This window comes from Neisseria arctica (assembly GCF_022870905.1).
Lineage (GTDB): Bacteria > Pseudomonadota > Gammaproteobacteria > Burkholderiales > Neisseriaceae > Neisseria > Neisseria arctica.
The window spans coordinates 1,830,139-1,853,771 of sequence record NZ_CP091510.1; the positions used below are offsets into that span (position 1 = coordinate 1,830,139).

The window sequence follows — 23,633 nt, forward strand, 5'->3', positions numbered from 1 at the left end:
CGCCCTATGGTGATCACGAATAAGTCATTAAACCTGTATTGAAAATCCTTTCAGACGGCCTCTTTCAAGCGGCCTGATAATGTTTTTCACAAAACCATCTAATTTTATTGCCGAATCAAATGATGTTCTCAATATTAAGCCGGATAACGCTTACCCTTTTTCAAAAGGCGCAAAGTATTGGAAACCACCAATAAAGAACTAAGGCTCATACCTAACGCGGCAATCCAAGGCGTAACAAAGCCGAAAACGGCCAACGGTACGGCGATAACATTATATAAGCTCGCCCATACCAGGTTCTGACGGATGATGGTACGGGTGCGCCTCGCCTGTTCGATAATTTTCGGCAAAACAGTCATATCATCATTTAATAACACAACATCCGCGCCATCCCGCGCCACATCGGCTCCTCCCGCCATGGCAACCGACACATCGGCTTGCGCCAATACGGGGGCATCATTAATGCCGTCTCCCACCATCAGCACTTTTCGATTTTGCCGTTGCAGCGTTTCCACATAAGCCAGCTTATCCTCGGGCAAAGCTTCCGCTCTCGCATGATCCAAGCCCAACTGTGCCGCCAGCGCATCCACGGCGGTTTGCCTGTCGCCACTGAGTACATGTAACTGCAAGCCTTGTTGCCGAAGCTCGTACAACATTTCGGCCACATTGGGTTTGATTTGGTCGCTCAACAAAAATACGGCCTGAAACCCGCGTGTATTGCCTAAAGCCACCAAACCGCCGTCATGTTCGATGACAGAAAGACGGTTCGGAAGCGCCCCGGCAATCTCGGCTACGAACACCACCCGGCCAAGCGACCATAATAATGTCTCACCGTTAATTGTCAGCATTGCGCTCACGCCATGACCGACACGGTTCAGGCGTTGCTCTGCCGTTATCTGCAAACTCTCTTCAGACGGCATCTCAAGAATGGCTTTGGCTATCGGGTGTTCCGACTGCACTTCCAACTGGCGCGCTATCTGTACGGCCTCCGCTTCGGACCAGTTTCCGAAAAGACGGGTTGCCACCACATTCAGACGGCCTTCCGTGAGTGTACCGGTTTTATCGAACACAACATCCGTTACCTGCGACAAACCTTCCAAACTATGACTGCCACCCACTAACACGCCGTCTGAAGCCAAGCTGCCGGTAGAGGCTGCCAATGCGGTCGGCGTAGCCAACGAAAGCGCACACGGACAAGTAATCACCAAAAGCGAAACCGTAATCCATAGCGCCGTCGTCATATCCGCATACAAGCTCCAACCGATAAATACGGGTACGGCCATCACCAACAAGCCGAATACAAACGAAGAAGCATATTTATCGGCCAGTTCCGCCAAGCGCGGCTTTTGCGCCAATGCGCGGTCAAGCAGGCGAACGATATGCGACAAACGGGTATTACCGCCTACTTGGCGGGTTTTAACCACCAAAGGACTGGCCGTATTAAGCGTGCCGGCGACTACTTGGCTGCCGGTTTGTTTCAGCACAGGCAAGCTCTCACCGGTTAGTATCGCTTCGTTTACTTCGCTTTCACCCTGCAATACTTCGCCGTCTACCGGAATCACCTCGCCCGGGCGCACAAGTATCACGTCATCAACCGCAAGCTGAACCACTGCCGCCTCTTCCACTTCTTCACTTGCAGGATAACCGGGCAAGCGGTGGCAAAAGGCAGGTACAAGTTTCACCAGCCGTTCGGTGGCATCACTGGCTTTACGGCGCGCCACCTGCTCCATGTAGCGGCCGCTAAGCAGAAAGAATACGAACATGGCAATCGATTCGAAATACATGCCCTGCCCAGCATTGCTGAGCAGCGCATACATGCCCGCTACCAATGTCAACAGCAATGCAATCGTTACGGGCGTATCCATGCCCACCCTGCGGTTGCGTAAATCGCGCCATGCGCCTTGATAAAACGGTACGGCCGAATACAACATCACCGGCAATACCATAAAGAACGAAGCCCAATGCAGCAATTTAAGAAACTGCGGTTCGATATCGTTATAAAGATAAGTCGGCACGGCAAACATCATCGTCTGCATCATACCCAAGCCTGCCACAGCCAAACGGATCAACGCCTGCTTACGTTTCTTTTGGGCGGCGGCTTCCTGTTTTTGGGCATCATACGGCGCGGCGGTATAACCGGTAGATTGAATACGGAGCAAAATATCCGATAAAGCCACACGGTTATTATCCCAACTAACCCGGACACGCTCGGTACTGTAATTCAAGTCTACACGCAACACACCTGATAAGCGCAACAACTGCTGCTCAATCAGCCACACACAAGCCGCACAAGTAATGCCACCCAGCATCAATACGGCCTCGCGGCTATCTCCCTCGCCTTGCTCGACAAAGCCCTGCTGTACTTCCGGCAAATCGTATAATCTGATTTGCGCCAACACTTCGTCCGGCGGCAGTGCGGCCTGCTTGGCATCGGCCGTGCGTTGTTTGTAATAACTGCCCAAGCCCGCATCAATAATGCTCTGTGCCACTGCTTGACAACCGGCACAGCAAGCCGGCTCTTCGCGCTCTTCGTAACGGATGGTCAGGTGAAGATTTTCTGGGACTTCCAACCCGCAGTGGAAACACGTTTCTCGACTCATAACTTTACTTCACCCCGCATCTGTGGTTTTTCGTATTTCATATTTTTAAAAGCTCAAAGGCCGTCTGAAAATAGGATTCACAATAATATGGCAACACCATATCCGCCGCCGCATCCCTTTTGTTTATATTCCATTATTTTCCGGGTTCAGACGGCCTATTCTTTAACCGCCATAACATCCAAAATACGGCTGAGCTCCGCCGCTTCTATCTGCCCGGGAGCAGAAGCCTTGCCTGCCGTTCCGAAAGTCATTACCGATCCGAAAAACTCGCCCGCCACGCGGCTGACTGCCCCCAAACACCCCATAGCAATCGCCACTATCGGGTGTTCGGCATAACAGCGGCTCATGGTTTCGGCGGCATCCATCAGCGTAATAACATCTGCAGCCGATTTTGGCATCACTGCGATTTTGCAAATATCCGCTCCGCGCTCCTGCATCAGGCGCAAGCGGCGGATAATTTCCTCTTTCTCCGGCGTAGCCGAAAAATCATGATTGCACAACAATGTAACCACACCGCATTGACGCGCCGCCGCAATTAACGCCTGCACCCCGTCATCACCGGCAAATAGCTCGATATCGACCATATCTGCCAGGTTTGAGGCAATCACGCGATGCAGCAGCATAAAATAGTATTCAGACGGCACTTCACATTCACCGCCCTCGGCAAATGTTCGGAAAGTGAATAAAACGGGCATATCGGGCAAGCGTTCGCGCAAAATCTTCAGGTGTGCCAATACTGCTTCGGCATTGGCCGCATCGGTCAGAAAATCAGCGCGAAACTCAACCAAATCGCAAGGGACGCCGTTTAATGCAGCTACCGCGGCATCCAGTTCGGCAGTATTTTTCGCCACCAACGGCACACAAATTTTCGGACGCCCCCGCCCGAATACCAAGTGTTTTACATTTACGGTTTTCATCCGCCACTCCCGACCTTTCAGACGGCCTTCCTATTTATAACTCGCCCAGCAGGCTGCGTACCATTTGGGCGGAATGTACCGAAGCCGTTTTTAAAAATTCTTCGAAACTCACGTCCGCCGCCTCATCGGCCGAATCCGATACCGCACGCACAACCACAAACGGCACCGCCAATTGCATACAAGCCTGCGCAATCGCCGCCGCTTCCATTTCCACCGCCAGTACGCCCTCAAAGCGGCTACGGATTTGCGCCACCGCTTCAGAGCTGTGAATAAACTGGTCTCCGCTCACAATCAGGCCACGATACACTTTTGCACCCGAAAATGCCGCTGCGGCACGATCAGCCGCCGCCACCAACCATTCATCACTTTGATAAGCCGCAGGCAGTTGCGGCACTTGTCCGTAGGCATAACCGAAAGCGGTGACATCCACATCATGATGTGCCACTTCGCTACCGATCACCACATCACCCACTTTCAAACCACGGCCCAAACCACCCGCACTGCCGGTATTAATCACACAGTCGGCACCGTAACGGCTGACAACCAAAGCAGTGGCTACGGCCGCATTCACTTTGCCGATACCGCTGAGTGACAAAACCACATTTTTACCGTCCAAACGCCCCCGGTATACGGTGAAATTGCCCAAGCTTTCGGTTTGCATGTTTTCCAAACTGTTTTTCAAAAGCTCGATTTCCTGCGACATCGCACCGATAACCGCAACAGTCCCCACCTGACTCATAATAATTCCCTTCATTTTCAAAACCATGCCATACCGCAATCATGCAAGAGCCATTGACAAAAGTTCTGTATTTGCAAATCTGTACATTATACGCACCGGGGCCGTCTGAAGCCAACAGATGCCATTTTCCGAGCCGTTCGAAAACAGCTAAAGACAGCACTGCCGTAATTGTCATTTTGTTATATACTACCGAAAACCAACCGACATATATCATCCGGCAAATCCCCAAACAGACATATGCCGGAGCAGTATTCACAGGTAATAAAAATGACGGATAACACTTCTTCACTACCCGCTAAAGAAGCACTTTACACTTGGCTTCGCCATCTCAACCGCCACAAAGGCTCCGACCTTTTCATCACAACCAACTTCCCGCCCGCAATAAAGCTGGACGGTAAAATCACACCGATTGAAGAGACTCCCCTTTCTGCCGAGCGCTGCATGGAAGTAGCCTTTTCAGTGATGAATACCAAACAAATAGAAGAATTTACCAACACCAATGAGTGCAACTTCGCCATCAGCCTGCCCGACACCAGCCGTTTCCGTGTCAACGCCATGGTTCAGCGCGGCGCAACGGCTTTGGTGTTTCGCGCCATTACCAGCGCCATTCCAAAATTCGAAAGTCTCAACCTTCCGCCGGTATTGAAACAAATCGCCCTAACCAAACGCGGTTTGGTTATTTTTGTGGGCGGCACGGGTTCGGGTAAATCCACCTCACTGGCGTCGATGATTGACTACCGCAACGAAAACAGCCACGACCATATTATTACCATTGAAGATCCTATTGAATTCGTACACACCCATAAAAAGAGCATCATCACCCAACGCGAAGTAGGCGTTGATACCGAAAACTGGCAAGCGGCATTAAAAAACACCCTCCGCCAAGCACCCGATGTGATTCTGATCGGTGAGATACGCGACCGGGAAACCATGGACTACGCGATCGCTTTTGCCGAAACCGGCCACCTCTGTATGGCTACCTTACACGCCAACAGCACCAACCAAGCGCTCGACCGAATCATCAACTTCTTCCCCGAAGAACGCCGCACCCAGCTGCTGACCGACTTATCGCTCAACCTGCGTGCTTTCGTTTCACAGCGTCTGGTACCGCGCGAATCAGGCAAAGGCCGCGTTGCAGCAGTAGAGGTGCTGCTTAACTCGCCATTGATCGCCGACTTGATTTTAAAAGGCGAAGTCCACGGTATTAAAGACTTGATGAAAAAATCAACCGACCACGGCATGCAAACTTTCGACCAAGCTTTATATGAGTTGTACGAAAGCGGCCAGATCAGCTTCCAAGAGGCCCTGAAAAATGCCGACTCTGCCCACGACTTACGCCTCGACATCCAATTACGCAGCCGCCGTGCGCAAACCGCCGGTCCGGATTTGGAATTGATTTAACGGCCGTTTTTCAGACGGCCTGAGAAAATGATGCATTATTTCAGTATCCACACCCCAAACGGCACGCATTTAGGCTTTTTAATTATGCTGCCGGACGATGAACACGCCGCCCAGCCCCAAGGCGGCCGTTTTGCCGTCAAGCTTCAAAGCGAAAACCCTCAGGTCGATAGCGCCGCCGCACAGGTATTATCCGCCCTTGAATCCTCCGATACTCCTCTTTATTGGCAGGTGGAAAAAGACGGCGTTACCCTCTCGGACGGCGAATCGGCCATCGGCCGTATCCGTAACGAATACCTCAGTCTCGGCGGCCAAACGCTTGTATTGAATGACTTAACCGGAACCCTCTGATGGAAAGCGTATACATCCTCATCCCGATCAGCATCATTTTGGCATTTATGATTGCCTATTTCTTTTGGTGGTCGGGCAAAAACGGGCAATTTGATGATTTAGAAGGCCCAGCCCACCGCATTCTGATGGACGACGATTCTACAGACGGCCTAACCTCCTCGCGCCAAGAAAGTGAAAATGAGTCTGAAAAATAACCTGGGGTTCGCCGGAAGCCGCCGTTTTGCTCCGCTTTTCGGCACCCAATTTCTCGGCGCCTTCAACGACAATCTGTTCAAGACCGCCCTGTTTGTCATGATCAGTTTCTACGGCTTGGGGCACAATGATTTTTTGCCGCCTAGCCAGATGCTCAATCTCGGCGCCTTGTTGTTTATCCTGCCCTACTTTCTCTTTTCCGCCGTTTCCGGCCAACTCAGCACCAAATATGACAAAGCCAAATTGGCACGGATTATTAAAATTCTGGAAATAGCGGTCATGTCTTTGGCGGCATTCGGTTTTTACATACAGTCCGCCCCATTGCTGCTGTTGTGTTTGTTTCTGATGGGTGCCCAATCCACTCTTTTCGGCCCGTTGAAATATGCCATCCTGCCCGATTATTTGGAGCGTAAAGAATTGCTGATGGGCAACAGCCTGATAGAGTCGGGAACATTTTTAGCCATTTTATTCGGTCAGATTCTCGGTACGGTCATTGCCGGCTTTAATCCCAATATTACCGGTACCTTGGTCATTCTCTTGGCCGTATTCGGTACGCTCAGCAGCTTTTTCATGCCTACGGTCGCCGCTAAAGACCCCGCTGCCGCCATCGACCCGAATATTATCCGCGGCACCCGCTCCTTAATTAAGCAAACCATGGCTCAGCCGCCTTTATTTACCGCTATTATCGGTATTTCATGGTTTTGGTTTATCGGTGCGGTTTACACTACCCAGCTGCCGACGTTCACCCAAATCCATTTAGGCGGCAACGATAATGTATTCAACCTGATGTTGGCACTGTTTTCTATCGGTATCGCCACAGGCTCGGTATTGTGCGCCAAACTCAGCCATCAGCAGCTGCATTTGGGTTTGGTCGTTTTCGGTGCGGTCGGACTCACTGCCGCCGGCACGCTGTTGGTTTGGCTCACGCACACCCAACACTTTACCGAGTTGCGCGGCCTATTGTGGTTTTTGGCACAAGCCAATGCCTGGCCGGTTATGCTGACCATGATTGCGATCGGATTTTTCGGCGGTTTTTTCTCCGTACCGCTTTATACTTGGCTGCAAACCGCCAGCAGCGATACTTTCCGCGCCCATGCCGTTGCTGCCAACAATATCGTGAACGGTATGTTTATGGTGGTAGCTGCCCTGCTCAGCGCCGTACTTTTATGGGCTTTCGACAGTATTACCCTGCTGTATCTGATTGTGGCACTCGGCAATTTGCCTCTATTGGCCCTACTCTTCAAACGGGAGCCTTTATTCTGGAAAGATATCAAAACCTTCGGCCGGAAAAAGCAGCGCGACAGCCATTCGGAATAAATATCGGCAAGAGACAGCGCCATCTTATTCCAACCTTTCGAAGGCCGTCCGAAAAATATTCAGACGGCCTCATAAACTGTTAAAATATCCGCCTTTAAATGATTCTTACCACTTCACAGCTTCCGATATGAATCCGACCACCCCCATCCTGCCTCCCGCCATGCTTGGTATACTCGGAGGAGGCCAGCTCGGCCGTATGTTTACTGTTGCCGCAAAAACCATGGGCTACCGCGTTACCGTACTGGACCCCGATCCGCTCGCTCCGGCCGCTGCCTTTGCCGACCGTCATTTGTGCGCCCCGTTTGACGATTCAGCCGCTCTGGCAGAGCTGGCCAAATGTGCCGCCGTCACCACCGAATTTGAAAATGTTAATGCGGATGCGATGCGGATGCTGGCACGGCACACGCGCGTATCACCTAGCGGCGACTGCGTGGCTATCGCGCAAAACCGTATTCAGGAAAAAGCTTGGATCAGAAAAGCAGGGTTACAAACCGCCCCCTATCAAGCCATTTGCAAAGCAGAGGATATTACCGCAAGCAGTACCGACTTTCTGCCGGGCATACTCAAAACCGCCACTCTCGGTTACGACGGTAAAGGTCAAATCCGCGTAACCACCCTGGCCGAACTCGAAGCCGCCTTTGCAGCCCACGGCAGCGTAGACTGCGTGTTAGAAAAAATGGTTGATTTGCGTGCCGAAATTTCAGTAGTAGTATGCCGTCTGAACACACAAGAAATCCGCACTTTCGATCCTGCCGAAAATATTCATGAAAACGGTATTCTCGCCTATTCCATTATTCCGGCACGTCTGCCCGACAGCGTTCAACAGCAGGCACGCGCCATGGCCTGCCGCCTTGCCGACGAATTGGACTACATAGGCGTGCTGGCGGTGGAGATGTTTGTAGTCGGCGACAATCAGGAATTAGTCGTAAACGAAATCGCCCCGCGCCCGCACAATAGCGGCCACCACACTTTAGATGCTTGTTGCGCCGATCAATTCCAACAACAAGTCCGCCTGATGTGCGGCCTTCCGCCGGCAGAAACCCGCCTGCTCACCCCTGCCTGTATGGCAAATATCTTGGGCGACGTATGGCCGAAAAATGGCGGTGAACCAAACTGGCAGCCGCTGCAAACCCACAGTAGTGTCCACCTGCACCTATACGGTAAAGCCGCCGCCCGCGCCGGAAGGAAAATGGGGCATTTCACCGTATTGGCCGAAACTGCGGATAGTGCATTGGAAGCTGCCCAAAAGTTACACCAATCGCTATAATTCTTGTATCCGGCAATGAAATATACGCCTGAAAATGAAAACCGTTTGGCGGCAATGCCGCCGGATGACTCCCGCCACCCACTTTTTCAAGCCTAAATGCCATGAGTCTGATTACCGTTCTACGCCCTGCCTCCGTGCACGATTGCGAACATATCTACAACGCGCATCTGTATTCCGTACAATACACCTGCGCCCGCAGCTATGACGACCGTATTCTATCGGCATGGAGCGCGCTGCTCAGCCCCGAAAGCTACCTCGATACACTGGCAGACGAATATAAAAAACTGTGGGTAGTCGAATATAAAAACCACATTCAAGGCTTTTTCCAGCTTGATTTGCGGGAGGCTGAATTAGATGCGCTGTATGTACACCCGTTTGTACATAACCACGGCTTGGGTACGGCCTTACTGCAAAGGGCGGAAGAGCTTGCCGCCGAAGCCGGTTTAAGCATGCTGAAGCTTTACGCCTCACTAAATTCCATCGGCTTTTACAAACTCAACGGCTACGAATCTTTAGGAGCCGCCATGTTACCGCTCAACCGCGAAGTAACCGTGGAATGCGAATTGATGCGTAAATATCTTTAATCGTTTCCGACAACTGCATCTTTGCAATGTCTATACGCAATAAAACGCCGTCTGAAAATTTCAGACGGCGTTTTGCAAAGCAGTTTGCTTAAATAACGGTTATTTACCCAAAGCAGCCAAGACTTCTGCCTTTACGGCTTCAACAGGTTGGGTACCGTCTACCTTGATGTATTTTGGCGCATGCTCGCCCTCGAGTTTGCTGTAAAAATCTACCAGCACTTCTGTTTGCTCGTGGTAAACATCCAAGCGTTTTTTCACCACTTCTTCTTTGTCATCATCGCGCTGAATCAGATCTTCGCCGGTAACATCGTCTTTGCCTTCAACCTTAGGCGGATTGTGGGCGATATGGTAAGTACGGCCAGAAGGCAGATGTACCCGACGCCCGCTCATACGGTTCACGATAACTTCGTCAGGCACGTCGATTTCCACCACGGCATCTAAATCCACGCCCGCCTCAACCATCGCTTCGGCTTGCGCCAAAGTGCGCGGAAAACCGTCAAACAGAAAACCGTTTTTGCAATCTTCTTGGGCAATACGCTCTTTCACCATACCGATGATGATGTCGTCGCGCACCAAACCGCCTTCATCAATAATTTTCTTGGCTTCCAAACCCAGCGGCGTACCGGCTTTAATGGCGGCGCGCAACATATCGCCGGTAGAAATTTGCGGAATATTAAAGGCGGCGGTAATAAACTGGGCCTGGGTTCCTTTACCTGCGCCGGGGGCACCGAGAAGCAATGCTTTCATATATATTTTCCTTACAATGTCATCAAATAAATGAATTTCAAAAACTGAAGCGTGTGTTGTTTGTGATTATATTAATACGTTTACAAGCCGTCTGAAAAGTTTTCAGCAAAACTTTTCAGACGGCTTCTGCATATTTTTAATACCGCCGCCACTTTATTTTTGAAGATGTCGGAATACCTCGCGCACACGGTCCAAATCTTCTTGGGTATCCACACCTGCCGCCGGAGCTTCGGCGGCGATTTCTACGGCAATCGGGTAACCGTGCCACAAAACACGCAGCTGTTCCAACGATTCGATATTTTCCAAAGGCGATACGCTCATGGCCGCATAATCCTGTAAAAAGCCGGCGCGGTAGGCATAAATACCGATATGGCGCAAAGGTGCGGCCTCTTGCGGCAGACTGCGCTCACCCGCACGCATGCTGTCGCGCGGATAGGCGACCGGCGCACGGCTGAAATAAATCGCACGGCGGTTTTTATCCAATACCACTTTGACTACATTGGGATTCATAAATTCATCGAAATCGTGGATTTCATGTGCCGCCGTTGCCATCGGTGCGCTACTGCCCGCCAAGGCGGCCGCCGTACGGTTCACCAATTCCGGATCAATCAGCGGTTCATCGCCCTGAACGTTAACGACTATGGTATCCGTAGGCAATTCCAGCTTTTGCACGGCCTCCGCCAAGCGCGTTGTACCGCTCTCGTGGGTATCCGCCGTCATCACAACCCCAATGCCGTACGTTTGGCAAGCTTCGGCAATTTCCGCATGATCCGTCGCCACCACCACACGCGCGGCAAGGCTTTTTTGCGCCTGCTCTGCAGCACGCACTACCATGGGTTTGCCGCAAATATCGGCCAATGCTTTTCGCGGCAACCGCGAAGACGACATACGCGCGGGAATCAAGACGACAAAATTATTCATTGGTGCAGCTCTTCATCGCTGAGTTGGCGGGCTTCGTTTTCCAGCATAAACGGAATGCCGTCTTTAATCGGATAAGCCAGTTTACTCTGGCGGCACCATAATTCCTGTTTTTCCTGTTTGTATTCCAATGCGCCTTTACATACGGGACATACCAGAATATCTAAAAATTTTTTTTCCATTAGGCTTCTTTCTTTGTATTCAGATTCAAACGGCCGACCAGCCACGCCGCCAAGTCAGGTTCGATTATCGCACAAACCGGCAGCACCCACACATTATCCGCGTGCAAATCGGCTAATTTTACGGCATCTTTTTCGGTAATGATGACCATATCGGCCTTGGGTAAATCGGCCGAAGTCAATGCGGCGTGGTCGGGAAACACACGGGCTTCAACCAACTCAATCCCCATTGCCTGCAAACTGCGGAAAAAACGCTCGGGCTTGGCGATACCCGCTACCGCCGCGATCCGCATATTGTTCAGACGGCCTGTTTCCAACAAAATATCAGGACGGTTCAGGCGGTAGATCCTGCCGCTTTCAATACGGCTGCCAAACAGCGGCATACCTGCCGGAAAATATTCTTTCCCATTCAAACCGTTCCCGCCGCTTACTACCACCGCATCGGCCTGTTGAACACGGCTAAACGGCTCCCGCAAAGCACCGTTGGGCAACAAATCCAAATCCGCCCGCCCGATATCGGCAGCGGGGAAAACGGCAATTTCCACATCACGCCGCAAGGCATAGTGCTGCAAACCGTCATCGGCAATCACCAATTCAATTTCCGGATACGCTGCTAACAAAGCGCGCCCCGCTTCTACGCGGCTACTGCCTACTGCCGTCGGTGCGCCAGTTTGGCGGTACAACATCAAGGGTTCGTCACCCGCATCGGCGGCACGGCTTTGCGGGCTTAATACATGTATCCCTTTACCCGTACGCCCGTAACCGCGGCTAATGATGCCCACCTTTACACCTTGGGCCTGCAAACCGCTTACCAACGCCGCCGTTACCGGAGTTTTACCCGTACCCCCCGCATGGATATTACCCACCACTACAACCGGCACCGGCAAAGCCTCGCTTTTCAGACGGCCTATCCGATATAGATAGCGACGCACACTTGATAACGCTGTAAAAATTCGTGATAACGGCCACAACAACAGCCCCAACCAAAGCCGGGGGTTTTGCCAATGATGTTCGATAATCTGATGTAATTTGGGCATATGCGGATTTTCAGACGGCCTTGATTTGAAAAACAATATTTATACGTATGAAACAATAGGGGTAATACCCTCACAGATCGTGCCGTAAGTTTATACCACTGCACTCAAAAGCATTATAACGGCAAATGCACTGCCAGGCCGCAGGATAGACAGGCCGTCTGAATCATTTGCGGAAAATATGCGAAAACATACCGTTTAGACGGCGATTTGACTATAATTCCCGTTTTGCCTTTTGCCGTTTCAGGCCGTATTGATAATGTCCGAACTTTTTACCCCTGCTGCCGTATCCGTCTCCGAACTGAACGCACTCGCTAAAAACCTGCTCGAACAAAACCTGTTCGGGCTGTGGGTTGCGGGTGAAGTCTCCAACCTTACCCGCGCCGCCAGCGGGCATTACTACTTTTCCCTGAAAGATAGCCGTGCCCAAGTTCGCTGTGCCATGTTTAAAGGTGTTGCCGCCAAACTCGGCGGTGCATTGAAAGAAGGCGACCATATCGAGGTATCGGGCCGCATCAGCATTTACGAAGCCCGCGGCGAATTTCAAATCACCGTAAACGAAGTACGCCTGAAAGGGTTGGGGCAACTCTACGAGGCCTACGAAAAGCTCAAAGCAAAATTACAGGCAGAAGGAGTATTCTCAGCGGAGCGCAAACGCGCCATTCCTACTCATCCCAGTGTCATCGGTATCGTCACCAGTTTAGCGGCGGCAGCCTTGCGCGACGTTGCCACCACGCTGAAGCGCCGTGCGCCCGAGATACCCGTTATCATTTATCCGACCGCCGTGCAAGGAGCAGGCAGCGAACTGCAAATCGCCCAAGCGATTCAAACAGCATCCGAACGCGCCGAAACCGATGTACTGATTGTTTGCCGCGGCGGCGGCAGTATCGAGGACTTATGGGCTTTTAACGAAGAAGCCGTTGTGCGCGCCATCGAAACCTGCTCCATCCCCGTTGTCAGCGGCATCGGCCACGAAACCGATTTCACTTTGGCCGACTTCGTTGCCGACGTCCGCGCGCCCACCCCGACCGGTGCCGCCGAGTTAGTCAGTCCCAACCGCGCCGAACAACAACGCAAATTGCAACAAACCGCCGCGCAACTGCAAAGCATTTTGCAGCAACGCTATTACGATGCCTGCCAACGGCTGGATTGGGCCGCCCGCCAAGTACGCCATCCGCGCCAAAAACTAACCGAACAGAAAAACCACGTTGCCGCACTCCGGCAAAACCTGCATTTCGCCATGCAAAACCACCACCGCTACGGTAGCCAGCAATTGTTGCGGCAACAGCAAATCCTTGCCCACCTTCGCCCCGACACCGCCCGTGCAGCCCTCCACATTCAAACGCTGCAAAGTAACTTGCGGCAAAACTGGCAAAACCTGTTCGACCGCAACCACCGCCGCTTAGAAAAACAAACCGCCCTGCTTGACGCCGTTTCGCCGCAACATATCCTCGAACGCGGCTTCAGTGTCGTACGCAACAGCCGCGGGCAAGTTATACGCAGCACCCAACAGCTCAAGCAAGGCCAAAAACTGCATATCGTATTTGCCGATGGCGAAACCGACGTACGCGTAACCAGCGAACAGGCCCAACCCGATTTATTCGATTATTCGTAACCTGTAAAAATTTGCCGGCTGCATATTTTCAGACGGCATCTGCAATAATATCGTCCCCATAAAGGGATACCCGGAAAAAATTATGCAAACACCGAAAGCCCTCGCCCTGCTGGGCCCGACCGCCAGCGGCAAAACCGGTCTTGCCCTGCAATTGGCGCAAACCCTTCCGGTTGAAATCATCAGCCTCGATTCCGCTTTGGTATACCGCAACATGGACATCGGTACGGCCAAACCTACGGCCGCCGAACGCACCGCAGTTCCCCATCATCTTATCGATATCATTTCTCCTCTAGAAGCTTACAGTGCTGCCGATTTCGTGGCCGACTGCGTCCGTTTGGCAGCCGAAATCCATGCACGCGGCCGCCTGCCGTTAATCGTCGGCGGAACCATGATGTATTTCCACGCACTCACCGAAGGCCTCAACAATTTGCCCGAAGCAGATCCCGCTGTGCGCGCCGCCCTGCAAGAAGAGAAACAGCGTATCGGCCTTGCCGGCCTGTATGCACGGCTGCAAGAAGCCGACCCCATTACCGCCGCCCGGCTACAACCTGCCGACAGCCAGCGTATCGAACGCGCTCTTGAAGTATTCCGGCTCACGGGCAAACCTTTGAGTACCCATTTCGCCGAACAACAAGCCTATGTTCCGCCGCTTGATTTGTGTACGGTAGCGCTTATTCCCGCCGACCGTTCCCTCTTGCACACACAAATCGCCCGCCGTTTCAAAAATATGCTGGAGCAAGGTTTTATCGAAGAAGTCGAGATATTACGGCGAAACTACCCCACTCTCAGCCCCGACTTACCCTCCATGCGCTGTGTGGGCTACCGCCAAGCTTGGGACTATTTGGACGGAAATACCGATTATAAAGATTTTGTCGACAAAGGCATCGCCGCTACCCGACAATTGGCCAAGCGCCAGCTCACTTGGCTACGTAAAATTCCGCTTGCCCATACCCTTGACCCCTATTCCGGCAATGACTGGCAACAACAAACCGAAACTTTGGCAAAACGCCACTTCGGCGATATCGGTTAAATTCCCCCAAAAACATTTTTGGCGATTTTGTTCCAAGTATTGGCGTGGAATATGGCTACAACCTTTCTTCAGGCTGCAAATTCAATAACAATTATTTGTTTTAAATAATTATTTTTCCTACCAAATTTTAGTATTTTGCCATAAAAGATAAAGTTAATCGGCAAAACAAACTGCTTTAAATATATCGGCAAACATTTGCTTTGTTATAAAAATGCCGTCTGAAAATTTTCAGACGGCATTTTTACATCTTGATTTGTATCGTCTTTATCTTCGAGCTATTAAATTTCCTTAAAAAATAAAATTAAAATATTAACAATATTTAATGTTTCCAAGTAGGAAAACATCTTTCAACAAAATACCCGTTTATCCGCCGAGTGCGCACGGGTACACTGCATTTCATCGAGACAAAACAGCTCCCGAAAACATTTCAAAACAGGAAAAAATGATGAAAAAACTTATCTTAGCCAGCGTACTGGGTTTCACCGCAACTGCCGCCTTAGCCAGTGGCGCACCAACGGACAACTACCCTTACGGTTTCCAACCACATGCGGATCTTGAAGCTCGCGGTTTGGTAAAACCAGCCCCCACCTCAGTGCTGGGCGCAGCTAAAAACGATGACAGTGTAAAACTGGTTTATACAGGTGATCGCGACGGAGCGGATTATAACCTCTTCACCATCGACAATTTCCGCGCCCGCCACGCTGACCAACGCTAACCCGCTACTATCCGGCCTATAAGAACTATCAGGGTAAAACACAAATCATACAATAATTGTCGGAATAAAATTCCAACCTTATACGGCTAATACTTTGCCTTTTTTGTGAATTTTATCCCGCAGCTCTTTTCTGAACATTGCTTAATCCACATCAGCAAATCAGATTACTGCCAAACCAGCCGGTTGAAATACATACGGCCTGAACTCCAGCAGGTCAGATGATTTATTTTTAAACCGTGTATGTGCACTATCCCTGCCTGATTTATATGGGTCGAACAAAGGCCGTCTGAAATATTCATTTTCAGACGGCCTTTTCCTAAAAATATTTATCTTTGAATTATTAATCTTAATCGAGGTAAAAAGTATACACCACCTCTTTACCCACCTACACTGCTAAATAAAAGCATATAAAACAATAATCTGATTATACCAATGGATAACCTCATTGCCATAAGGGCAATAGATGCGTTCTGCCCGCCGGGAATAAACTCTCTTTTACCCACTGCAATCAAAATAGAAAGAAAAACATGAAGATCAAAATCTTACCAATCATCGGCTTATTCTTTTTAAGTGCATGCGCCACTTCTATTACCGGCCAATCCGCATCAACGTTGGAACGCAACAAAGCCAATGTGTTGGCTTTTTATGATTTGACTTTCAATCAGCACAAGCCCGAGCAAGCAGTTGAACGCTATATCGGTCAGGAATATCTGTAACATAACCCCCGTATACCCGACGGCGGGCAGGCACTATATAGATGCACTCACGCCGTTTTTTCAAAAATATCCGCAATCACGCCCGCATATCAAACGAGTAGTCGCCGAAGGTGATTTGGTGGTACTTCACGTCAACAGTAAAAAAACACCAGAGGATCCCGGCAATGCGGTAGTAGATATTTTCCACCTGAACAATAACGGTAAGATTGTAGAACATTGGGACATCAGTATGCCTGTTCCCGAAAGCAGTGCAAGCGGTCGAGGTATGTTTTAATTCTTCCGAGAGTTTTTGTCGGCAATGCGAAAAAATTTATCCGATAAGGGTAAATTTTTCCGCGTTATCCTGCACATATTCCGCCGCCGTGATCAAATCTTGATCCGCCGTATCGTAGTAATCGGCGTCCAACTCTTCAAAATCACCAAAGCGCGCACGAATATCGTCCAGCGGAATTTCCTGTGCCGACAATTCTTCTATGGCTTCTCCGTGCTTAATATACAAAGCTTTAGCTTTATCAAGTATTTTCGGTGTCGGTTTGATACGCCAGCGGCGCAAGCTGTCGGCCAGAGGATTCATCAATACATATTCGCCGTAGCCGGCTGCAATCAACTGGATAAAACCGCCCTCTTGTACTTGGCTATCTAAATAACAATATGCCAAGAGCGTATGCTGTTCATCGTTCAACGCTGCCATTTCGGTATCGCCATGCTCTTGGGCGTAAGCCAAATAGGCATCGCTTAAAGTATAAAGAAAAGCCGCCGGATCTTGCGGATCATATTCGGGTAAAGACAAACGGTTCATAACCACATCTCTTTCAAATTCAATCAATATTCTTTACAAAAATCCACCGGCTGTTTTCATGCCGTCTGAAACGGGGTCGCCAAAAACAAACAAGCGGCTGCAATCTGAACTAAGCCGCTTGTTTCGTGGGTTAAACTTCGATACGGTTGGGCGTAAACGTTTCCCATTTGTTGCAGGCCGGACAGTGCCAAAAAAATACCTGTGATTTAAAATGGCAGTTTCGGCAACGGTACATCACCGCTTTTTGCAATTGCCGGCCGACTACCGCGCGCATCATATCCGCATCTGCCTTCCAAGTCGGATCCATTTCGCTAATCTGCAAACCCAGCAAACGGTAAACGCCTTGCAAATCGGGCTTCTGGCGTACCAAGTCTATGGCTGTTTGGGCCGCGGCGGCTTCACCGTGAAGCAGTAGTGATTTTTCATAAATCACATTAATCAAATCAAGCTGCGGAAAGGTTTTCGCATAACCCGTCAGTACATTCAAACCCTCTTGCGGCTTACCCAAAGCATCATAGGCATCATACAAACGCTCGCCCACCATGCTCAGATAAGCATGGTTTTGCTTTTCAATCGCGGTATAAGCATCAATTGCGGCCTGAAGATTGCCCTGTTTTTGCTCGATATCGCCCAAAATCATATTGGCGCGGGTACATTTTCGATTGGCATCCAAGGCTTTACGCACTTCTTGGCGAGCCGTCTCAAAATCAGATTGAAACAACGCAGCCTGCGCCAACTCGCAATGGAATTGGGCGATTTCAAATTGGTAAGTCTGCTCGTCATGACTGAGCAACTGAGCCATTTCAATCGCCTTGCCCCAGTCGCGGTCTTGCTGGTAAATGCCCAACAGCACCTCACGGGCATCTTTAGCCATATTGCCGTTTTGCAAACCGAGAAAAATCTGTTCGGCACGGTCAACCAACCCTGCGCTTTGGTAGTTCTGCCCGAGCTCGAACAAAACCCGCTCGCGCTTTTCGCCCACGGTATCGGGTGCATCCAATAAAGCTTTATGCATCGCAATCGCTTTATCATTCTCACCGCGTTGGCGGTAAAGTTTGCCCAAAGTTAAATTAAGTTCGTACGACTGCGGCTGCAAATCGGTTACTTCGGCCAATTCTCTGGCAGCGCGCCCTGTTTGGCGGTCTACCAACGCATCCAAACTTTTATAAAAACCGGCAGGAACAGTTTTAGCGTGTTTCAATACCGTTTTCATGTCTACCCGAGCCGCAAACCAACCCATTGCAAAAAATACCGGCAGCAGGAAAATCGGCAGCAGCCACATCCAAATTTCATTATCCATACGCGCTTATTCCGCCTTGGATACGGTAGTTGGTACGACAACCGTTTCAGAAGCGGCGGGAGTCTGCAGATCCTGTTCGCCCATACGCGCGGTTTTCTTCACTTCTGCCCGAAGACGGTTATTTTCGCTACGCAAGCGCAGCAAACGCCCGAACATTGCAAAAATACCAAACACGGTTCCAACTACAAATGCGCCGAACAACACGACAATCAGCGGCAAGCTTACTTCATAGCCGGGTAGGTAGAAAAATTGAACGGTCTGTACATTACTGACAGCTAGCAACAAAAATACCAATAAAATAAGTATCTTAAAAATTAAGGAAATGGCTTTCATCATCACACTCCGATAAAAAACAAGACATCCGGCCAATAGGCAGAAAGGAGATTATTATTAGTTTAAACGATTTTAGTACCTTTGCGTTATCCGATATGCCGTTATCCCTCGAGCCGTATGGTTGCCTGCACACAATCTGTATAATAGAATAATCGGATATTCAGGCCGTCTGAAACTCTCCGGCAGCTGCCACACGCACCGCGCCGGTTTTATAAAACGATTTATCCTACCGTTATCCGTGCTGCGTACCGCTCAGCCGTTTCCCGCCTGAAACTTACAGTATTCATCCAACACAAGTTTCAAATCTACTCAGAAGAAAGAAAGACATCATGGCTCAGACAATGGACGATCGCGACGGAAAAATTTGGTACAACGGCACATTGGTGGATTGGCGCGAGGCCAAAACCCATGTTCTTACCCATACTCTGCACTACGGCATGGGCGTATTCGAAGGCGTGCGTGCTTACGAAACCGCCGAAGGCCCGGCTATTTTCCGTTTGCAAGAACACACCGACCGCTTGTTTAACTCTGCAAAAATCACCGGCATGCAGCTGCCGTTCAGCAAAGAAGAAATCAATCAGGCGCATATCGATGTTGTCAAAGCCAACGGCCTGAGTTCGTGCTACTTCCGCCCGATGGCATTTTACGGCTCGGCCAAACTCGGTATTGCGCCGAAAGAAGACGATGTCCAAGTTATCGTAGCCGCTTGGGCGTGGGGCGCCTATCTCGGCGAAGAAGGGCTCAAACGCGGGATCCGATGCAAAATCAGCTCGTTTACCCGGCACCACCCCAACATTACCATGATCAAAGCCAAAGCCAACGGCAACTACATGAATTCGATTATGGCTAATACGGAGGCCCAGCAGGGCGGTTACGATGAAGCTATCTTGCTGGATGCACAAGGTTATGTTGCCGAAGGATCGGGGGAAAATATTTTTGTGGTGAAAGATAATGTTCTCTACACCCCCGCTTTAGACGTTGCATTAGACGGCATTACCCGCCGTACCGTTATCACCATCGCTAAAGAAATCGGCCTCGAAGTAGTAGAAAAACGTATTACCCGCGACGAACTCTATATTGCCGACGAAGTATTCTTCACCGGCACGGCAGCCGAAGTAACACCCATACGCGAAATCGATAACCGCCAAATTGGTATCGGCGAACGCGGCCCGGTTACTACCGACATCCAAAGCCGCTTTTTCGATATCGTGTGCGGCCGCAATCCCGCCTACCGCCATTTGCTGACTTATGTAAAATAAGCTTTTTCAGGCCGTCTGAATGCGTTTCAGACGGCCTATTCGAATCTATATCCGATATGAAAGAAACATATATGAACGACCAAACCATCGTTATCACACCACACGATTTACCGCTGCATTGTTCAGGCCCGCAAAATGAAACTTGGAACGGCCACCCGCGCGTATTTTTGCCGATCGAATCCAACAGCTCTATCGAATGCCCGTATTGCGGCGCCGTCTACCATTTGGAAGGCGAAGCCAAAGGCCACCATTAACAGCAGCGGGATACAACATGATGCGCCGATATCTTCCCCTTTTATTGGCTGCCCTACTTAGCGCATGCGGTTCACAACGTGCCGTGCGCCCCGAAGCTCCTACGCCGGTTGTCGCCGAGATACAAAACAACACCATCTCTTACCGGGCAGCCAACGGCAGACGCATCACAGCCGTTTATCTCAACGACCGCAGCCCGCTGGCCGTTGAGCTTCGCCAAGGCAGTACGGTAGAGGTTCTGACCCAAGTGAGCGCATGGGCGCAAGGGGCGGAATATAGTAACGGCAATACCCGCTGGCATGTTCAAGACAATGCAGCCACCCTCATCCGCCGTAACCAAAAAATCCGATACCAAGAAACAGACAGCTGATTGGTTCTAAAATCCGATGCCTATACCTCAAAACATTTGCAATCTCGGATAAGCACCTCTTTAATATAAAATCGATAAAGCAAATGACCAAGTAGCTAAAAATACCCGGATACCAGATAAAAACGGTATCTGAAAATGGCAGTATCGAGAAAATGAAAAGCGGCATTGCCTCAAAATATTTGCTTAACCGCACAACTCTTCCCACAGAACCCCGGCCTACATGACATCTAAAAAAATCCTGATTATTTCTCCCAGCTGGATCGGCGATTGCGTTATGACTCAACCGCTTTATTGTCGGCTACACGAGCTGCATCCAGGCTGCCAAATCGATGTATTCGCCCCCAAATGGTCTATGGCCGTATTCGAGCGCATGCCCGAAATAAACCGTGTTTTCGAAAATCCCTTCGGTCACGGCGCGATCGAACTGAAAAAACGCTGGCAGGTGGGACGGGAGCTAGGCAAACAAGGCTACGACCAGGTTATCGTGTTACCGGGTTCGCTAAAATCCGCCATCATTGCCGCTGCTACAGGCATCAAGCGGCGCACCGGATATGTGGGTGAATCACGCTATTTTCTGTTAAACGATATCCGCAAACTCGACAAAGCCGCCCTGCCGCTCATGGTAGACCGCTATACTGCACTGGCTTATGACCGCCAAAACGATTTTAACGGCCACTCCGATAATCCTGCATTCAAAATCGCCCCCAAAAGCCAGGCCGAAGCATTAAGTAAATACAGCTTGGATAACAACCGCCCTATCGTAGCTTTCTGTCCGGGCGCAGAATACGGCCCTGCCAAACGTTGGCCTGCTGCTCATTTTGCCGACTTGGCGAAACGCTATGCACAGCAAGGCTGGCAAATTTGGCTCTTTGGTTCGCAAAAAGATTTTGAAATAGCGGATGAAATCAACCGTCTTTCAGACGGCCTTTGTCAAAATCTATGCGGTAAAACCAGCTTAGCCGAAGCCATAGACCTACTTGCTTGCGCTGATACCGTTGTTTGCAATGATAGCGGATTAATGCACCTGGCTGCCGCCCTAGGTTGTAAAGTGGCCGCCATCTACGGTTCATCCAGCCCGGATCACACGCCGCCGCTCAGCCCGCAGGCAAAAATCATCAGCTTGAATTTGGAATGCTCCCCCTGCTTCAAACGGGAATGTCCGCTTGGGCACACAGACTGCCTGAATAAACTTTCTCCACAATTGGTATGGGAAAAAGTACACGAGACTTCCCGACATGGAAATTAAGAAACCATCCGTCATATAGAAAAAATAAGCCGCATATCCAAACATATGCGGCTTATTTCTGCTTAACTATATAAATACTTACATAAAATACAACGGCAAAACCGCTTATTCTACAACTATGGCGTTCTATTGCAGTAATGGCTGAAAATTATCAAGCTTATACATCCGCAATTTTTCAGACGGCCTAGCCCGCCCAATCAGTAATCTCTTCAGCGGCAGCTATACGCGGCCTATCCATGCACTACAACAGCGGGCTCATCAAACGTACTGTATTTTCAACTAATCCCCACCATCTCGGGCGCAAACGCCATACACCGGCATCAATACGGCGGCTATCGGCCAGATAAGCATACTGACGGCCGGCAATTTCTGCCGTCATCGTACGGTCATAAATGGCCAAGCTGATCTCCAAATTAAGGAAAAAGCTGCGCATATCCATGTTTACCGTGCCGAAAAGAGCATAGTCGTCATCTACGGTCAGCGTTTTCGCATGTAACAAACCGCCTTCATACAAAGCAATATTCACACCTGCTTCGAGTAAAATCGGGTAATACGCGCGAGATGCATAACGCACCATCAGTGAATCAACCTTAGCCGGCAAAATCAATGTAACCTCCACGCCCCGACGAGCAGCAGTCGTGAGTGCCAACAGCAGAGGCTCATCCGGAATAAAATAAGGTGTCGTAATCATCAGCCTGCGTTCGGCCGCATGAATTGCCGAAATAATCGTATCGTAAATCACCCTTTCGGCTTGGTTGGGTGCAGAAGGAATCACTTGGGCCACAATATTGCCGGCCATTCTTTTCCCGGGCATAAGGGCTGAAATCTGCTCGGCAAAGCCTTTTAAATACTGCTGGACTTCTGCCAGATTACGATCATCTTCTACCGCCACATCGGCATAAAACACTGCAGCCATTTCCAACACCAGCGGCCCGCTGCACCGCATCATGACATCCACCCACTCGCCGACACCCGCATTTTGTTTGAAATAACGCGGATCAACCAAGTTAAAGCTACCCGTATAGCCGATTTTTTTATCGATAATCAATATTTTACGGTGATTTCTTAAATCAGTACGGGTAAATAGCGAACGCCAAAGCCCTACCGGCAAGGCACTTTCTACTTTCACTTTGGCCGCCCGCAAACGACGCGGCCAATAGCTTCGAAAAAAAGCCTTACTACCGACCGCGTCTGCCAACACCATGCAATCCACTCCACGCTGCGCCGCTTCTTCCAATGCCTCTAATAAAGTTTCTATGCGACCTTGAGGATCAATAATGTAAAAAACCAAAACGCAGGAATGGCAGGCGGTACGGATATCGTCAAGCATACTGTCGAGAATGCTTTCGGTCGTGTAAAGCAAACTCATCGCATTGCTGTTGGTCGCGTAAAGCCCGGTAACCGATGAAGAAAGCTGGCTGATACCGCGGTAATGCGGCGACAAATCATCGCGTATTTCCAAATGAACATCAGCCAAATAACGTTCGCTGACTTCGGTATAGAAACGGTTCATCTCGGCCGTTCGTTTTGCGCGAGCCGTTCCTAACCTCGGCTCCCCCAACAACAAATACAGCGCCACACCTATAAACGGCACGACAAAGAATAAAATCAACCAGGCAAAAGTATTGCCGATATTGCGCTGTTTATACAAAACCCGCAAAGCACAACCCAAAACCGCCAAGCCGTGCAAATACAATACAATCTCACCCCAAGTAATTTGAATACCGCTCATATCCACCTATTTTTTAGCACAGTTTA

The 23,633-nt window shown here is 50.1% G+C and carries 26 protein-coding genes; 15 read left to right on the forward strand and 11 right to left on the reverse strand.

The annotated features are described in order from the left end of the window. Window positions 1–134: 134 nt before the first annotated feature. The 3 genes from LVJ86_RS08430 to mtnN form a co-directional block, all read right to left on the reverse strand. On the reverse strand, window positions 135–2,597 hold the full coding sequence (locus tag LVJ86_RS08430; RefSeq protein ID WP_047761258.1) for a heavy metal translocating P-type ATPase: 2,463 nt from the start codon (window positions 2,595–2,597) through the stop codon (window positions 135–137). A 155-nt stretch (window positions 2,598–2,752) separates the two neighbouring features. Continuing rightward, the gene (aroD, locus tag LVJ86_RS08435) at window positions 2,753–3,514 is read right to left on the reverse strand and encodes a type I 3-dehydroquinate dehydratase (RefSeq protein WP_047761257.1); all 762 of its coding nucleotides are present in this window, start codon (window positions 3,512–3,514) and stop codon (window positions 2,753–2,755) included. Window positions 3,515–3,548: 34 nt separating this feature from the next. Further along, the gene (gene mtnN / locus LVJ86_RS08440) at window positions 3,549–4,253 is read right to left on the reverse strand and encodes a 5'-methylthioadenosine/S-adenosylhomocysteine nucleosidase (RefSeq protein ID WP_152667055.1); all 705 of its coding nucleotides are present in this window, start codon (window positions 4,251–4,253) and stop codon (window positions 3,549–3,551) included. Between the two features lie 267 nt (window positions 4,254–4,520). Here mtnN and LVJ86_RS08445 point away from each other — a divergent pair, with 267 nt between their 5' ends. From LVJ86_RS08445 to LVJ86_RS08470, 6 genes are all read left to right on the forward strand, one after another. Beyond that, the gene (locus tag LVJ86_RS08445; protein WP_047761255.1) at window positions 4,521–5,654 is read left to right on the forward strand and encodes a PilT/PilU family type 4a pilus ATPase; all 1,134 of its coding nucleotides are present in this window, start codon (window positions 4,521–4,523) and stop codon (window positions 5,652–5,654) included. Between the two features lie 27 nt (window positions 5,655–5,681). Beyond that, window positions 5,682–6,002 carry an HLGFF motif protein gene (locus LVJ86_RS08450; protein ID WP_414629260.1) on the forward strand — a complete coding sequence of 107 codons (321 nt, stop codon included), beginning with the start codon at window positions 5,682–5,684 and terminating at the stop codon, window positions 6,000–6,002. Next, on the forward strand, window positions 6,002–6,196 hold the full coding sequence (gene ccoS / locus LVJ86_RS08455) for a cbb3-type cytochrome oxidase assembly protein CcoS (RefSeq protein ID WP_047761254.1): 195 nt from the start codon (window positions 6,002–6,004) through the stop codon (window positions 6,194–6,196). The genes LVJ86_RS08450 and ccoS overlap by 1 nt, the downstream gene beginning before the upstream one ends. Next, a complete protein-coding gene (locus LVJ86_RS08460) occupies window positions 6,180–7,511 on the forward strand; it encodes an MFS transporter (RefSeq protein WP_047761253.1) in 1,332 nt (443 codons plus the stop codon). Before ccoS ends, LVJ86_RS08460 begins: the two co-directional genes overlap by 17 nt. 127 nt (window positions 7,512–7,638) lie before the next feature. Further along, complete coding sequence (locus LVJ86_RS08465) at window positions 7,639–8,778, forward strand: 5-(carboxyamino)imidazole ribonucleotide synthase (protein WP_047761252.1); 1,140 nt, start codon at window positions 7,639–7,641, stop codon at window positions 8,776–8,778. 101 nt (window positions 8,779–8,879) lie between these two features. Further along, window positions 8,880–9,362 (forward strand): GNAT family N-acetyltransferase, encoded by a 483-nt coding sequence (locus LVJ86_RS08470; protein WP_047761251.1) that lies wholly within the window; start codon window positions 8,880–8,882, stop codon window positions 9,360–9,362. A gap of 99 nt (window positions 9,363–9,461) precedes the next feature. Here LVJ86_RS08470 and adk read toward each other — a convergent pair whose 3' ends face one another. The 4 genes from adk to lpxK form a co-directional block, all read right to left on the reverse strand. Further along, window positions 9,462–10,109: an adenylate kinase gene (adk, locus tag LVJ86_RS08475; protein ID WP_047761250.1), complete on the reverse strand. Its 648-nt coding sequence runs from the start codon at window positions 10,107–10,109 to the stop codon at window positions 9,462–9,464. 153 nt (window positions 10,110–10,262) lie between these two features. Beyond that, window positions 10,263–11,030, reverse strand: coding sequence for a 3-deoxy-manno-octulosonate cytidylyltransferase (gene kdsB, locus LVJ86_RS08480; RefSeq protein ID WP_047761249.1), 768 nt, complete (start codon window positions 11,028–11,030; stop codon window positions 10,263–10,265). Beyond that, window positions 11,027–11,209, reverse strand: a complete 183-nt coding sequence (locus tag LVJ86_RS08485; RefSeq protein WP_047761248.1) for a Trm112 family protein — start codon at window positions 11,207–11,209, stop codon at window positions 11,027–11,029. The genes kdsB and LVJ86_RS08485 overlap by 4 nt, the downstream gene beginning before the upstream one ends. Further along, window positions 11,209–12,243, reverse strand: a complete 1,035-nt coding sequence (gene lpxK, locus LVJ86_RS08490; RefSeq protein ID WP_047761247.1) for a tetraacyldisaccharide 4'-kinase — start codon at window positions 12,241–12,243, stop codon at window positions 11,209–11,211. The genes LVJ86_RS08485 and lpxK overlap by 1 nt, the downstream gene beginning before the upstream one ends. 256 nt (window positions 12,244–12,499) lie before the next feature. Between lpxK and xseA the strand changes: the two genes are divergently transcribed. The 5 genes from xseA (at window position 12,500) to LVJ86_RS08515 (ending at window position 16,590) form a co-directional block, all read left to right on the forward strand. Then, window positions 12,500–13,855 (forward strand): exodeoxyribonuclease VII large subunit, encoded by a 1,356-nt coding sequence (gene xseA / locus LVJ86_RS08495; RefSeq protein ID WP_047761246.1) that lies wholly within the window; start codon window positions 12,500–12,502, stop codon window positions 13,853–13,855. Between the two features lie 82 nt (window positions 13,856–13,937). After that, window positions 13,938–14,885: a tRNA (adenosine(37)-N6)-dimethylallyltransferase MiaA gene (gene miaA, locus LVJ86_RS08500; protein ID WP_047761245.1), complete on the forward strand. Its 948-nt coding sequence runs from the start codon at window positions 13,938–13,940 to the stop codon at window positions 14,883–14,885. 442 nt (window positions 14,886–15,327) lie between these two features. Further along, complete coding sequence (locus LVJ86_RS08505; RefSeq protein WP_152667053.1) at window positions 15,328–15,600, forward strand: hypothetical protein; 273 nt, start codon at window positions 15,328–15,330, stop codon at window positions 15,598–15,600. Window positions 15,601–16,127: 527 nt separating this feature from the next. Beyond that, window positions 16,128–16,316 (forward strand): hypothetical protein, encoded by a 189-nt coding sequence (locus LVJ86_RS08510; RefSeq protein WP_200900173.1) that lies wholly within the window; start codon window positions 16,128–16,130, stop codon window positions 16,314–16,316. After that, window positions 16,285–16,590, forward strand: a complete 306-nt coding sequence (locus LVJ86_RS08515; RefSeq protein ID WP_200900172.1) for a nuclear transport factor 2 family protein — start codon at window positions 16,285–16,287, stop codon at window positions 16,588–16,590. The genes LVJ86_RS08510 and LVJ86_RS08515 overlap by 32 nt, the downstream gene beginning before the upstream one ends. Before the next feature lie 36 nt (window positions 16,591–16,626). Here LVJ86_RS08515 and LVJ86_RS08520 read toward each other — a convergent pair whose 3' ends face one another. The 3 genes from LVJ86_RS08520 to LVJ86_RS08530 form a co-directional block, all read right to left on the reverse strand. After that, window positions 16,627–17,115, reverse strand: a complete 489-nt coding sequence (locus LVJ86_RS08520; RefSeq protein ID WP_047761243.1) for a DMP19 family protein — start codon at window positions 17,113–17,115, stop codon at window positions 16,627–16,629. Between the two features lie 130 nt (window positions 17,116–17,245). Then, window positions 17,246–18,415, reverse strand: a complete 1,170-nt coding sequence (gene lapB / locus LVJ86_RS08525; RefSeq protein WP_047761242.1) for a lipopolysaccharide assembly protein LapB — start codon at window positions 18,413–18,415, stop codon at window positions 17,246–17,248. Window positions 18,416–18,421: 6 nt separating this feature from the next. Continuing rightward, window positions 18,422–18,748, reverse strand: a complete 327-nt coding sequence (locus tag LVJ86_RS08530; protein ID WP_047761241.1) for a LapA family protein — start codon at window positions 18,746–18,748, stop codon at window positions 18,422–18,424. Between the two features lie 329 nt (window positions 18,749–19,077). Here LVJ86_RS08530 and LVJ86_RS08535 point away from each other — a divergent pair, with 329 nt between their 5' ends. From LVJ86_RS08535 to waaF, 4 genes are all read left to right on the forward strand, one after another. Continuing rightward, complete coding sequence (locus LVJ86_RS08535) at window positions 19,078–20,007, forward strand: branched-chain amino acid transaminase (protein WP_047761240.1); 930 nt, start codon at window positions 19,078–19,080, stop codon at window positions 20,005–20,007. 71 nt (window positions 20,008–20,078) lie between these two features. Beyond that, the gene (locus LVJ86_RS08540; protein WP_047761282.1) at window positions 20,079–20,261 is read left to right on the forward strand and encodes a zinc-finger domain-containing protein; all 183 of its coding nucleotides are present in this window, start codon (window positions 20,079–20,081) and stop codon (window positions 20,259–20,261) included. Between the two features lie 17 nt (window positions 20,262–20,278). Then, entirely contained in the window at window positions 20,279–20,629 is a 351-nt protein-coding gene (locus LVJ86_RS08545; RefSeq protein ID WP_235284607.1) for an MliC family protein, read from the forward strand. A gap of 220 nt (window positions 20,630–20,849) precedes the next feature. After that, window positions 20,850–21,875, forward strand: coding sequence for a lipopolysaccharide heptosyltransferase II (gene waaF, locus LVJ86_RS08550; protein ID WP_047761239.1), 1,026 nt, complete (start codon window positions 20,850–20,852; stop codon window positions 21,873–21,875). Window positions 21,876–22,116: 241 nt separating this feature from the next. On the opposite strand, the gene cls is transcribed toward waaF, so the two are convergent. After that, window positions 22,117–23,607 (reverse strand): cardiolipin synthase, encoded by a 1,491-nt coding sequence (cls, locus tag LVJ86_RS08555; protein WP_047761280.1) that lies wholly within the window; start codon window positions 23,605–23,607, stop codon window positions 22,117–22,119. Window positions 23,608–23,633 lie beyond the last annotated feature (26 nt).

Coding starts and splice junctions, on each gene's coding strand:
- LVJ86_RS08430 (WP_047761258.1), bottom strand. CDS start 2,597: ATGAGTCGAGAAACGTGTTTCCACTGCGGGTTGGAAGTCCCAGAAAAT.
- aroD (WP_047761257.1), bottom strand. CDS start 3,514: ATGAAAACCGTAAATGTAAAACACTTGGTATTCGGGCGGGGGCGTCCG.
- mtnN (WP_152667055.1), bottom strand. CDS start 4,253: ATGAGTCAGGTGGGGACTGTTGCGGTTATCGGTGCGATGTCGCAGGAA.
- LVJ86_RS08445 (WP_047761255.1), top strand. CDS start 4,521: ATGACGGATAACACTTCTTCACTACCCGCTAAAGAAGCACTTTACACT.
- LVJ86_RS08450 (WP_414629260.1), top strand. CDS start 5,682: ATGATGCATTATTTCAGTATCCACACCCCAAACGGCACGCATTTAGGC.
- ccoS (WP_047761254.1), top strand. CDS start 6,002: ATGGAAAGCGTATACATCCTCATCCCGATCAGCATCATTTTGGCATTT.
- LVJ86_RS08460 (WP_047761253.1), top strand. CDS start 6,180: ATGAGTCTGAAAAATAACCTGGGGTTCGCCGGAAGCCGCCGTTTTGCT.
- LVJ86_RS08465 (WP_047761252.1), top strand. CDS start 7,639: ATGAATCCGACCACCCCCATCCTGCCTCCCGCCATGCTTGGTATACTC.
- LVJ86_RS08470 (WP_047761251.1), top strand. CDS start 8,880: ATGAGTCTGATTACCGTTCTACGCCCTGCCTCCGTGCACGATTGCGAA.
- adk (WP_047761250.1), bottom strand. CDS start 10,109: ATGAAAGCATTGCTTCTCGGTGCCCCCGGCGCAGGTAAAGGAACCCAG.
- kdsB (WP_047761249.1), bottom strand. CDS start 11,030: ATGAATAATTTTGTCGTCTTGATTCCCGCGCGTATGTCGTCTTCGCGG.
- LVJ86_RS08485 (WP_047761248.1), bottom strand. CDS start 11,209: ATGGAAAAAAAATTTTTAGATATTCTGGTATGTCCCGTATGTAAAGGC.
- lpxK (WP_047761247.1), bottom strand. CDS start 12,243: ATGCCCAAATTACATCAGATTATCGAACATCATTGGCAAAACCCCCGG.
- xseA (WP_047761246.1), top strand. CDS start 12,500: ATGTCCGAACTTTTTACCCCTGCTGCCGTATCCGTCTCCGAACTGAAC.
- miaA (WP_047761245.1), top strand. CDS start 13,938: ATGCAAACACCGAAAGCCCTCGCCCTGCTGGGCCCGACCGCCAGCGGC.
- LVJ86_RS08505 (WP_152667053.1), top strand. CDS start 15,328: ATGATGAAAAAACTTATCTTAGCCAGCGTACTGGGTTTCACCGCAACT.
- LVJ86_RS08510 (WP_200900173.1), top strand. CDS start 16,128: ATGAAGATCAAAATCTTACCAATCATCGGCTTATTCTTTTTAAGTGCA.
- LVJ86_RS08520 (WP_047761243.1), bottom strand. CDS start 17,115: ATGAACCGTTTGTCTTTACCCGAATATGATCCGCAAGATCCGGCGGCT.
- lapB (WP_047761242.1), bottom strand. CDS start 18,415: ATGGATAATGAAATTTGGATGTGGCTGCTGCCGATTTTCCTGCTGCCG.
- LVJ86_RS08530 (WP_047761241.1), bottom strand. CDS start 18,748: ATGAAAGCCATTTCCTTAATTTTTAAGATACTTATTTTATTGGTATTT.
- LVJ86_RS08535 (WP_047761240.1), top strand. CDS start 19,078: ATGGCTCAGACAATGGACGATCGCGACGGAAAAATTTGGTACAACGGC.
- LVJ86_RS08540 (WP_047761282.1), top strand. CDS start 20,079: ATGAACGACCAAACCATCGTTATCACACCACACGATTTACCGCTGCAT.
- LVJ86_RS08545 (WP_235284607.1), top strand. CDS start 20,279: ATGATGCGCCGATATCTTCCCCTTTTATTGGCTGCCCTACTTAGCGCA.
- waaF (WP_047761239.1), top strand. CDS start 20,850: ATGACATCTAAAAAAATCCTGATTATTTCTCCCAGCTGGATCGGCGAT.
- cls (WP_047761280.1), bottom strand. CDS start 23,607: ATGAGCGGTATTCAAATTACTTGGGGTGAGATTGTATTGTATTTGCAC.